Raw genomic sequence first — 11,620 nt, forward strand, 5'->3', positions numbered from 1 at the left:
GATCGTGGTCCAGCGGCAACGACGACCACGTCGAACCCAACATTACCGATAGAATAGCCGTTCAGAGATCGTGGTCCAGCGGCAACGGTGCAGGCGTCGATGGACCGCCGCGGCCGAGAATAGCCGTTCAGAGATCGTGGTCCAGCGGCAACGGACGAGCCCTCCGCCCGACGCACCCGCTTAGAATAGCCGTTCAGAGATCGTGGTCCAGCGGCAACACAGGCCTTTGACGTAGACGCTGTTTCCGCAGAATAGCCGTTCAGAGATCGTGGTCCAGCGGCAACGAGAGCGGTTCGAACCCGAGTTCAAGGTCGAGAATAGCCGTTCAGAGATCGTGGTCCAGCGGCAACGTTGGGAAGGACGATCCGTTCAATCAATACAGAATAGCCGTTCAGAGATCGTGGTCCAGCGGCAACTGGCCCGATGGTGATGTCTTCGGGGCGCAAAGAATAGCCGTTCAGAGATCGTGGTCCAGCGGCAACCGTCGTGTCCTGGCGCTGCGGTCGGCCGGAAGAATAGCCGTTCAGAGATCGTGGTCCAGCGGCAACGCTTAACGCGCCTCACGTCGAGTCACCTTCAGAATAGCCGTTCAGAGATCGTGGTCCAGCGGCAACCGTTAGTCGGCGGTATCCGATCGACGGTCCAGAATAGCCGTTCAGAGATCGTGGTCCAGCGGCAACGGAAAGCGCCACGGTTTCTAGGCCGCGAGGTCCGACGCGAAACATGGTCCATCCGGAACCAGAGCCTTCAAGTTCTCGGCAGTCCGAAAAACGGTCATAGGGTCAGCCCCACCCTGATATTCCTGCTAGTGTTCAATGAACATCTGTTCACATTTCGGTGATCAGAAAGCGATTTCGAACAGCCTTGTGATGCTGCGATAATTTCGCGCCCCAGAGGGGCGTAGATGGGCTCCTGGGGCCCGACTCTCTTTTGGAGAAGATTTCTTGCCTCCTCCCAGCATCAACACCCAGCATCGATTTTAAAGCATCGCGATACAGCAGTGTGATCTTGCCATAACGAGCTTTGCGATCATCCTACGCACATCGCATAGGAGGCCAACAATGCCGGACACGATAGAACATGCACAGGATCTGTCGAATAGCCGTCCAAACAACGTAAATCGGATGGTCAAAGCGGCACGCGAACAACGTGAAACCAGGAAGCGGATAGGGCGCGCCAATCTGAAGCTGGCATTCGAAGTCGTCCACAACCAAATATGCTTGGCAGAGCTGGAGCTGGTCGTCGGAGCCCTGTCCCTCGCAGGCGACAAACGATACGTCGATGAACTCAGGCAACGGGGAGCGACGCTACTGAAGGAATACGCATTTGAACGGCAAGATGATTCCGAGAATACGAAAGATCTGATCGTCAAGTTTCCCCGCACGGCGACAGAGGAGCAGCGGATGGCGCTCGCGCGCCTCGGCCTCGGCAAGGGACGGGTTACTCAGCAACACATCGAGTTCAGGGGGCGCGGCGACCCTGACGAGGTCGGTGCGGTGGCTATGGAAGCGCGCGGTTCGTGTGTGGTCGTTCCCGAGCTCCCTCCGGTTCTCCCCGCTGACCGCACCGAGGCCGTCACAGACATGGGCGAGGAAAGCAGTTCGTCATCGCCCGTTTCAACCGTGAGCGCTACCGTTTCCCATGTCGATGCGGTCGAACTCGACAATACCGAGGTTATCGGAGAGAAACCACTCCGGCAGCTGGCGAGCCCTACAGACTTTCGTCCCCCAAATCGCGACAGTTCGGCAGTCGTGGCAGAGCGCCTGTCGGCGCCGAACGCTGCGCATCGGCTCAGAAGCGCATCGTCGTTGACCCCGCTCCCTCGTCCGTTGCCTCCACCGCCCGTCCGCCGGAGCTGATCCGGTCAGAGTTCGATGGTCCAGGGAAGACCGCTGAGTTGACGCGAACGCGCGTTCGAGGTGTCCGCATCCCGATCTTGCAGCATCGCAAGTCGTCTCCGCCGGCTAACAGCGAAGCTCGGCTTCGTCCGAGCTGTCGCGTGGGGCTGAAGGCGACGAGCCCTCCGATGCGGTCCCCGTGGCCCTCGCCCGTGTGCGTAGCGCTTGCGACCTGAATTGACCGGTTTGCGCCGAAACCAAACGTCGGCTGCCAATCAAGGGAAGGGGACAGGCAAGATTGCACTCTCGAGCGTCAATCGTAGGTCTGGTCAACGCGGTGCCTCTAGGTCGCGATCGAACGGTCCGTTCGCGCCTTCCGGAGTCGTGCCAGCGCAGCCTCCAAGGAATCGATGGCTTGAGCAGCGTTCATAGCGTCGACGGCGCCGGTATCGAGGAACAGATCGACACCGGGAACGTGGAGCGACACGACTGATGTTTCATTCGGCGAATGGGCCTCGTTCGGTCCGTCGATTTCGTAGGGGACTACGGGTCTCGGGATGCCTTTGAGGGTCATCGGCTCGAGCGCACGTGCATGCACGAGATCGCTGACGTGGGCGAAGGTCTCGTAGCTCATGACGATACCGCCCGGCTTCGCAATTGATTGTAGCCGAGCGGCCAAATTGGCCTCTGCGCCGATAATTGTATAGTCCATGCGTTCGTCACTGCCGAAGTTACCGACGTTGCAATACCCTGTATTTATGCCGATCCGGCAACGGAATGGCTCCTCGATACCGCGTCCACGCCAAGACACGTTGAGCGTAGACAGCCGGTTTTGCATGGCGAAGGCCATCCGAACGCAGGCCCGCGCGTCTTCCACCGTGCCTTTGGAGTGTGGATCTCCGAAGAATACGAGCATGGCGTCGCCGATGAACTTATTGACCGTGCCACCATATTCGGCCGCGACCTGCGCCATTTCGGTCAGATATTCGTTGAGCAGCGCCGTAAGCTCTTCCGGTTGCATGCGCTCTGTCGCCGCGGTGAAGTTGACCACGTCGGAGAAGAAGATCGTGAGCTTCTTGCGCTCGGTCGAGACCACCGCGTCCTTTTCGCCGCTGAAGATCGAACGGAAGTGCTGCGGAGACAGGTATTTCGACAGCTTGCCAGCAACTCCGGCCAGAAATGCGTTCGTACGCGAGATGATCGTTGCCTGATGCCGTAGAAACCCGACAAACGAGACGCCGACGATCGTCGCAAATACGAAATATAACATCAGGTATTTGAAGGCAAAGATGTTCGCACCGAGGTGCTGACCAACCGTGAATTCCTCGATTCCTCTGACATCGCCGATCTTCCAGTCGCGCTTCGGGCTCGCGGGATCGCTGTTGTGACACTCCACACATCCGGCGCTCATGATGACGGGCGTGATCAATCGCATGCGTCGGTCCAATATCGACCCGGAGATGTCGTAAACGGTGCCCTCCCGTTTGGCCCGCAAGGTTTCAAGTGCCGCACGCTCGAAATCGTCGAAGACATGCGGCGCGCGATTGGCGAAGGGCAGATCGGAGAAGAACCGGTAGCCCATGTTGCGCGTCGCGCCGAGCCCATGCAGAGCCGACCCGAGTTCGAGCGAAAGCGTTGCCGGCAGAGGGATCGCGCCCGGGGTCTGCTGATAATTCGCCGAAACCGTGACCTGCCCGTGGTGCGCGGACACCCGGGCCACGACGTTCTGCGCGTAGTAGCCGCGAACGTCGTCGATGACGGCCGAGAGCGCATCGACCTGACTGCGCAGCGTCGTCTCCGAAATGTCGCGGAGATCCAACCAGACCGCGACCGGCAGTCCAGCGAGGACGAGCACCAGGAGGATGAGGCTGACCGCCAGGCTGGAGCGTGGTCTCGTCGCCGTACCGCCCGTCCCCTGCGCACCGGTTTCCAGTCCCGGCACGGACGCAAGCCGGTAAGAGTCGAACATGTCTGCCCCCGTCAAGTCGGCTTCTAAACGAGGCTCGAAAGCCCCGGCCGACACCATCGCGCTGCTATTTCCCGTCGTCGATCGTACCACCCGGGCTCGGCTCGTCGGCCGTCGTCGTCAGTCGGATCAGCGCCTCTACGTCGGGAAGTACGAAACGGTCGGTGTCGCGTCGCAAAAGGCCGCGCTGCACGAGGTCGCTCAACGTTCGCACCACCGTCTCGCGCGTTGTCGCTGCCCGCATTGCGATATCCGCGTGCTTCGGCAGAGGCGAGATCTGTGCAGCATTCGGCGGCAATCCACCGCCGACCCGCGCACGGCGCATCAGCTCGACGCAAATTCGCGCCGGAGCGTTGAGACCGCTCAGTTCGAGGATCGCCGCATCTGCCTGTCGGATCACTTGGGCAAGCCGACGCATCACGATCAGCGCGGCCGGCGGATGTCTGAGCAGAAACGCCATGAAGCGATCAGCGCCGACTTCCGCAGTCCGGGTCGCCGTGCTCGCCGTCACCGCAGCCGAGCGGCGCTCGCCATCGATCGCGGAAATCTCACCCACCATCTCACCCGGGCCGATCTCGTCGAGAACAACGTCACGTCGGCCGGCGCGCAACGTGACGCGGCATCGGCCGGCGACGACGAAATAGACCAGACCGCCGAGCGAATCCCGGCCGATGATCGTGCTTCCCTTCTTCCAATCGCGCCAAACGCAATCGCGCTCGAAGGCGAGACGGTCAGCTTCCTCGATCCCCTCGAACAGTTCGAATGCCTCGAGCGACGAGATCGGCCGATTGGCTCGGCGCGCCGGCATCCGCAGCGGTCGGTTCATCCAGCCTCCCCCGCCCGGTTCAAACGCCGAGTAGCCGCTTGATGAGCCGATCGAAATGCGCGCCTGCGACATGTACCGTGTCGAGCATCTCGAGATTGAGATCGTCGTAGGGCTCCGGTGCCGCGCCGCCCAGTCTTCGGGTCGTCGCGCGGAGACGTACGGCCAGGAACATCGCGACCGCTTGATAGAACCGCGCCGCGAACCCGGGATCCTCGGCGAGACGGGCCATCATGAGGGCTCGGTCCACGGCCAGGATCTGGCTCGTCACGGTCGCCGTCACGGTCGCGGAGGTCGGGCTCTTGTCGACGAAGGAGATCTCTCCGAGGATCTCGCCGACGCCGAGTTGCGTGACGTGGCCGACGGCCGCGGTGCTGACAGAGACTTCGCCGTCGAGCACGAAGATCAGGGCGGTCGACTCGGCGCCCTCCTCGATCAGCACGGTACCGGCAGACACCTGACGGCGCTGTCCGACCGCCGCGAGCCATTCGACGTCCGTGTCGGTCAACCGGCTCAAAATATAGAGAACCTTGCGCATCTCGTCGTCTCTCAGGTCAATTGTCGGCCGGCGAGTTCCGCGAACACGCCCTTGGCCTTGATCAGTTCGTCATAGGTGCCGGTCTGCACGATCCGGCCGCCGTCGATCACGCAGATCCGATCGGCGTTGCGCACCGTGGTCAGTCGATGGGCGATGACAATGCGCGTCACCGACAGGCGCGACAGCGCCTCGGTGACGGCTGCCTGCGTCACGTTGTCGAGCGCGCTCGTTGCCTCGTCCAGGATCAGCAGTCTCGGCCGACCGACGAGCGCGCGAGCGAGCAGCATGCGTTGTAGCTGTCCACCGGAGAAGGCCGCCGCGGCGTCGGTCAGGATAGTGTGCATGGTCATGGGCAGGGCCCGGATCTCGGCCTCGATCCCCGCCGCCCGCGCCGCCTCCCAGGCATCGTCGAGCGTTCCGACATGGGAGCCCATGATGTTTTCGTAGATCGAGCCCGGCATCAGCTTGCCGTTCTGCAGCACCACCCCGATCTGTCGACGGACGAGCTGCACGTCGAGATGCTGCAGATCCATACTGTCGTATTGGATCGTGCCGGCGAGCGGCGCGAGATTGCCGAGCATCAGGCGCACGAAGGTGGACTTGCCGGCGCCCGATGCGCCGACCACGGCGACGAACTCGCCGGCATTCGCCTTGAAAGAGAGGCCCGAGAAGACCATCGGAGTCTCGGACGAGTAGCGGAAGGCGACGTTCGTCAGTTCGACCGCGCCCGACAGCACGCCAGGATCGCGCTTGGTTGCGCCGCCCTCGGGGACGTTCTTGAGCAGCGGCGCGGCTCGATCCCACGCCGGCTTTGCACCGACGAGCGCCGCGACCCCGCGCGCGAGCTGGATCGACGAGCCGACGAAGATCCCGTAGGCGGTGATGAAGGACATGAACGAGCCGGTCGAGAACTCGCGGACCGGGAGCGTTCCGAGCACGACGAAGACTGCCGCCATCGTGAGCACGTCGAAGCCCGAGAAGAATGTCTCGAGGAGCGAGGACACGCGCTGCGATCGATAGGATCGGGCGCGCATTTCGGCGAAATCATGCCCCCATCGGGTGAAGGCGCGCGCTTCCGCTCCCGAAGTGCGCAGCACGCCGATACCGCGGATCAGATGGAAGACGAGCGAGCCAATGTCGGAGAGGATCTCCTCTCCGCGCTTGGTCGCATCGAGCTGTCTCACCGCGGCAGCATAGGCCGCGGCGAGCAGCACGAGGAAGGCCAAGACGGCGACGATGGTCGCGATCGGCGCGTACCAGGCCATCAGTGCGACGTTGCAGACCCAGGAGAACAACGCCGGCAGCGAGCCCAGCGCGAAGCCGACGACAGTCCTGCGGACGCTGTCCACCGCCATGGCGCGCTGGGCGAGATCCGTCGAGGAGAAGCGCAGCACGGCCGCAGGCAGGCGCAGCACGCGATCCACCATCGCGGCCTGGGTCTGAGCCGCCATTCGGCCGTCGACCCTCAGAAACGCCATGTCGTAGGCGAGGCGGAAGGCCGCGGACACGACGGCGGCCAGCACGAGGCCGATCGCGAGCTCGCCCAATTGCAGCTTCTGATGTGCGGGAATGAAGCGGTCGAAGGCGAGCTGCATTGCCATCGGCGTCGCGAGACCCAGCGTACCGATGGCGATCGACGCGATGACGGCGGTCTGGAGATCACTGCGGTTCGCCTTCCAGCCGAGGGCGATCACATCGCCGAAGCCGACCGGTTTGGCGGGGAGCGCCCGATAGAGCATATAGCCCATGGGCTGCAGGCGATCGGCGAGCGCGCGCGTGACCGGAACTTCCTTGCCGTGATCGGGATCGACCATACGCCACCGGCCGGGACCGGCCGGGCGGATCGCCACCGGCCGACGGTCGTCGTCGAGAAAGCCGATGAAGGGGCCGAAATCCTCGCGGAACCAGTCGCCGCGCAGAGCGATCTGGCGTGTGCGGACGCGCGCGATGCGGGCCGCCTCCTCGACCGTCGTCGCCCGGCGGATCTTCTCCCGTGATCGCTGATTGAGATCGATGCCGATCGTGTCGCAGACCATCACGAACGGCGCCAGGAGGCGTTCATCCTGTCCGGCCGCTCCGGTCCAGGCCGGGGCCTGATCGAGAACGCCCTCGAACCGGCCGAGCGTCCGGCCGAGGTTTCTCTCCGTGCGTTCGTCGCGTGTCTGGGCGCGCTCGCGCTGGCCCGCGTCGCGGCCGCCGATCGCTTCGATGATCCAGTCGATCGCCCGTTCATGGAAGGCGGCTAGTGCGGCCGACCAGTCCGGTTTCGCCAGAGCATCCCGCGTGGCGAGCGTCGCCACGGTGCCGGCGCGACCTGCCGTGAGCCAGAGACCCGGACCGAGCGGCATGACTTGGCGCCCGGCATGAGACGGGACAGGCCGGCCGCCGGCGTCGCGCAGATCGGCGTCGGTGCTCTGAAACCAACAGGCTCCGCCGCGGGCCGTGATCGCGCGCCCCTCGCCAAGTGCCATGACCGCGCCGGGCATTTCCGCGCGGGGATCGACAGTTCCGGCGTCCAGCGTTTCGGCGAGCTTCGCCGAAAGCGCCTGGATCCAGCGATCGAACTGGGTCGCGACGGTCTGACCTCCCTCGGGCGCAGCCGCCATCGAGCGCAGTTCGTCGAGACGAACCTCTGCGAGCGCGGTCGGTTCCGTGGCCGCGGCGATCAGCGCGAGGTTCGACCTCGAGACCATGATCGGCGGAACGAGATCGCCCTCCGCGGCCTCGAACAGGAAGTGTCGTCCGGATGCCGGTTCGCCGCGTTCCATCGCCACGGCGTAGATTTCAACGACGCCCGACCGGACGACGTAGCCGACCTCGCTGTCGTCGAATGTCTTGACGTCGCCGATATCCAGGGCCAGGCCCGGCTCGGACGTCGTGATCGCTTGGGTCACGTTCATGCTTTCACCAACCGAGCATAGTGGCCGCCGCGAGCGATGAGGTCGGCATGCCGACCGCGCTCGACGATCCCGCCATTGTCGAGCACGACGATCTCGTCACAGTCGCGGATCGCGCTCAGGCGATGGGATATGATGATGCAGGTGCAACCGCGTCGGCGGATATTGTCGACGATGTCGCGCTCGACCAGGGCGTCGAGCGCGCTCGTGGCCTCGTCGAGCACCACGACCGCGGGGTCCGTCGCCAAGGCGCGTGCGATTGCCATGCGTTGGCACTCGCCGCCGCTGAAATTGCGCCCATCCTCCTCGACGACCGAGTCATAGGCATTCGGTCGCGCGGCGATCACGGAATGGATCATCGCGTCCTTGGCCGCGCGCACGACCATCTCGTCGGTGCTGACCGGGTCCCAGACTGTGATGTTGTCCCGGACCGTACCCGGGAACAGCACCACTTGCTGTTCGACATAGGCGACCATGGAACGCAGCAGTCCGGGGTCGAGAACGCGCGTCGAGACCCCGTCGATGCGGACGTCGCCCTGCCGGGCCTTCGCCAATCCGACGACGAGCCGGCCGAACGTCGACTTGCCGCTGCCCGACGAACCGACGATCCCGATGCGATGACCGGGCTTCACGCTGAGCGAGAGGTCGCGGAACAGCGGCGCGATGATTTCGGCATGGCTGAAGGTGAGTGCCTCGACCTCGACGGCGCCGCGAATGCTCTCCGGCGTTTGCGAGCCTCGCTCGGCGTCGAACATCGGATCAACCGGCTGCAATAGGACGTCGTCGAGCCGCTCGACATAGCCGTGGCTGTCCTGGAGCTGAGCAGACAGGCCCACGAAGCTGGCGACCGGTCCGTTGAAATTGGCGGCGAGCGTCTGGAACGCTGCGAGCACGCCCACGGTGACGAGACCGTCCATGACCCGGATGCCTCCGATCAGGACGATGGCGATCCCGGTGATCGACGTCAGCATCGCAGCCAGCCCGGTGAGCAGGCGGCGGGAACGGGTCATGCGCTGCTCGGCCGTGAGCACCTTGGCATGGGCGCCGGCCCAGCGCCGGAAGAACAGGTCTTCCGTCCCGCTCGCTCGAAAGCTCTCGAGACTCGAGAAGCCCTGGAACAGCAGTGCCTGCAGCTGCCCCTCCTCCTGCAGCATGCGCCGGTGGGCATCCGACATCCGCTTGGTCATGACCGCCAGGAGCCAGAGATTGAGGACCGCGAAGGCCACTGCAACACCGGTCAGCGCGTAGTCGTAGCCGGCCATGACCAGGCCGTAGATCGAAATGGCCAGCAGATTGACAACGGCCATGATCAGCGCATTCGCCATCAGCGAATTGAGACGATCACCGAGACCCGAGCGATTGGCGAGTTCCGCTACGCTGCGCTGAGAGAAGAAGCCGATCGGCAGATGCAGCAAGTGCCAGAGCAGCCGGCCGTTCGATTGCAGGCCCATCCGCACGTTGAGGCGGGAAAGGATGGACCGTTGCAGCCATGTGAGCAGCATACGGAGCGCCGCCGCACCAACGAGCCCGGCGATGAGCCACCAGAGCCAGTCGTGGAGACCCGCGATCAGATAGTAATCCGTGAAGGCGCGCTGGAGCCCCGGTATCGCGAGGCCCGGCACGAGCAGCAGGAACCCGACGATCAATGTCGCGAACAGGGCGGCACGGAACGAGCGAAGCCGATCGGCGAGACCCGTGAAGAAGCCGGGCCGCTTACCACCCGCCTTGAAGTCGGCGCCGGGAACGAAGGTCAGCACGACGCCCGTGAAGGCCTGCTCGAATTCGTTCACCGTGACGACACGCGGGCCGGTGGCTGGATCGTTGATCCAGACCCGATCGCCGCGCCGCCCCTCCAGCACGACATAGTGGTTGAAGTTCCAGAACACGATCGCCGGCATCGGGAGCGTCGACAGCGCGTCGGGCTCGCAGCTGAGGCCCTTGCTCTCGAGCCCGAAATGGCGGGCCGCTTTCACGATGCTACTGGCCTTCGCACCGTCGCGGCTGACGCCCGCGACCGCGCGGATGTGTTCGAGCGAGATCCAGCGGCGATGATAGCCGAGGATCATCGCGAGGCAGGCCGCCCCGCACTCGCTCACCTCGTGCTGGAGTACCGTGGGCGTCGCCCGACGCCGAATCGAAGCGAGGCGGCCGCTCATAGCCACCTCGCGACAGCCGACTGCGCCCACGCCGGCAGCACGAAGCGATCGAGCAACTGACGCACTTGCGGCACTGCGAGCGCGAGAAGTCGGACGGATCGCACTTCGACATCGGCACTGACCAGCGTACCGCCGTTCAGAGTGATGTCCGGACCGCGCGACGACGACCAGCGATAGCCCGACGGCGTCGCCGGATCGGCATAGAGGTCGACCACGACCTGGAACGGTGCCGCGTTGTTGGACAGCGACTGGACGAGCTGCCGGTTCTTGAGAACCCGCTGCATGCCTTCGGCCGTCGACGGAATGCCGGCCACGCGGCGGACGCGGCCCATGACGAAGCCGAACTCCTCGCGACGCGCCGTCGAAACCGCGACCTCGACGGCATCGCCGGGCTTGACCTGCTTGCCGAAGGACGGCGGCACGTAGACGACGGCGACGAGTGCGCCGAACTCCGCGCCGTCCGAACGCGCCGGCACCGCGCCGGCACCCTCCGCCGCCGGGTCGTCCGGCTTGCCGGACAGCACGGTGAACAGCGCCATGCCGCGTTCGACCACCTCGCCCGCATTGACCTTGATCTCGGCGACGCGCCCGTCGTACGGGCTCTTCACTTGCGTCTCGCCCTCGAGCCGCGCCTCCAGCTCCGCGACCTTGCGCTTCACCGCCGCGACGCGTTGGTCGACCTGCAACAGCTCGCGCTCGTCTTCCGTCCGCATCTTGACGTCTTCGTCGTCGAGCTGGGTCAGGCTCACCTGATTGCGCGACAGCTCCTCTTGTTGGCGACCGGATTCGAGGCGTGATTCCAGATACTTGTCGCGGGGTGTGATGCCCTTGGCCATCAGCGCGTTGAGCGCTTCCACCCGCTCGGCGACCAGTGCGTTGTTCGCCGTCAGGAGCGCGATGCTCTGGACCAGCGCCTTGCGCCGCTCGCGTGTGGTGACATCGCGGGCCTCGATGCGCCTGCGCTGGAAGTCGACGGTGCGGGTCTTCAGGTCGAGCGCGTCGGCGAGTTCGCCGCGCACGCCTTCGAGCTCGTGGCGCAGCATCGGCTGATCGATCTCCGCGACGACATCGCCGGCGCGGACTTGATCACCGATCTCGACGTGGAACTTGTGCACCCGCCCCTGGCTGCCGCTCGTCACCTCGAGCACGCCGCCCGGATTGAGCAGAATGCCCTCGCCGCGCACCGTGACCGGCACGACGAGCAGCGCCGACCAGATCAGCCCGCCACCGATCAGGATCACGAAGCCCCAGATCAGGGCCCAGCCCGCGGAGCCTACGACCGTCAGGCCGGCATCGAGCCGCTCCGGCGTCGACAGCCGTTCGAGCGCCGCTTCTCGGAAAATACTCGGATTGCTCATCGCCCCCGTCCGTCCTGCAATGGTCGCCGCGCATCTCGAGCGGC

At 64.6% G+C, this 11,620-nt stretch carries 7 protein-coding genes and 1 CRISPR repeat array (1 of these 8 cut by a window edge); of the genes, 1 reads left to right on the forward strand and 6 read right to left on the reverse strand.

Annotated elements, in window-relative coordinates; all coding sequences use genetic code 11:
- A CRISPR array of direct repeats spans positions 1 to 680; the repeat unit is 36 nt; unit sequence AGAATAGCCGTTCAGAGATCGTGGTCCAGCGGCAAC (it extends 2,126 nt beyond the left edge of the window).
- Positions 681 to 1,061: 381 nt separating this feature from the next.
- Entirely contained in the window at positions 1,062 to 1,859 is a 798-nt protein-coding gene (locus ABS361_12755; protein XBY42978.1) for a hypothetical protein, read from the forward strand.
- Positions 1,860 to 2,181: 322 nt separating this feature from the next.
- On the opposite strand, the gene ABS361_12760 is transcribed toward ABS361_12755, so the two are convergent.
- The 6 genes from ABS361_12760 to ABS361_12785 all read right to left on the reverse strand — a co-directional run bounded on the left by ABS361_12760 (position 2,182) and on the right by ABS361_12785 (position 11,576).
- Complete coding sequence (locus ABS361_12760) at positions 2,182 to 3,807, reverse strand: adenylate/guanylate cyclase domain-containing protein (GenBank protein XBY42979.1); 1,626 nt, start codon at positions 3,805 to 3,807, stop codon at positions 2,182 to 2,184.
- A 64-nt stretch (positions 3,808 to 3,871) separates the two neighbouring features.
- Positions 3,872 to 4,702 carry a Crp/Fnr family transcriptional regulator gene (locus ABS361_12765; protein ID XBY42980.1) on the reverse strand — a complete coding sequence of 277 codons (831 nt, stop codon included), beginning with the start codon at positions 4,700 to 4,702 and terminating at the stop codon, positions 3,872 to 3,874.
- Positions 4,650 to 5,165 (reverse strand): cyclic nucleotide-binding domain-containing protein, encoded by a 516-nt coding sequence (locus ABS361_12770; protein ID XBY42981.1) that lies wholly within the window; start codon positions 5,163 to 5,165, stop codon positions 4,650 to 4,652. The genes ABS361_12765 and ABS361_12770 overlap by 53 nt, the downstream gene beginning before the upstream one ends.
- Before the next feature lie 11 nt (positions 5,166 to 5,176).
- The gene (locus ABS361_12775; GenBank protein ID XBY42982.1) at positions 5,177 to 8,065 is read right to left on the reverse strand and encodes an NHLP bacteriocin export ABC transporter permease/ATPase subunit; all 2,889 of its coding nucleotides are present in this window, start codon (positions 8,063 to 8,065) and stop codon (positions 5,177 to 5,179) included.
- Positions 8,062 to 10,218 (reverse strand): NHLP family bacteriocin export ABC transporter peptidase/permease/ATPase subunit, encoded by a 2,157-nt coding sequence (locus tag ABS361_12780; GenBank protein XBY42983.1) that lies wholly within the window; start codon positions 10,216 to 10,218, stop codon positions 8,062 to 8,064. The genes ABS361_12775 and ABS361_12780 overlap by 4 nt, the downstream gene beginning before the upstream one ends.
- Positions 10,215 to 11,576: an NHLP bacteriocin system secretion protein gene (locus ABS361_12785; GenBank protein XBY42984.1), complete on the reverse strand. Its 1,362-nt coding sequence runs from the start codon at positions 11,574 to 11,576 to the stop codon at positions 10,215 to 10,217. The genes ABS361_12780 and ABS361_12785 overlap by 4 nt, the downstream gene beginning before the upstream one ends.
- Between the last annotated feature and the right edge of the window lie 44 nt (positions 11,577 to 11,620).

The sequence above is a fragment of the Ancalomicrobiaceae bacterium S20 genome (genome assembly GCA_040269895.1).
GTDB lineage: Bacteria > Pseudomonadota > Alphaproteobacteria > Rhizobiales > Ancalomicrobiaceae > Methyloraptor > Methyloraptor flagellatus.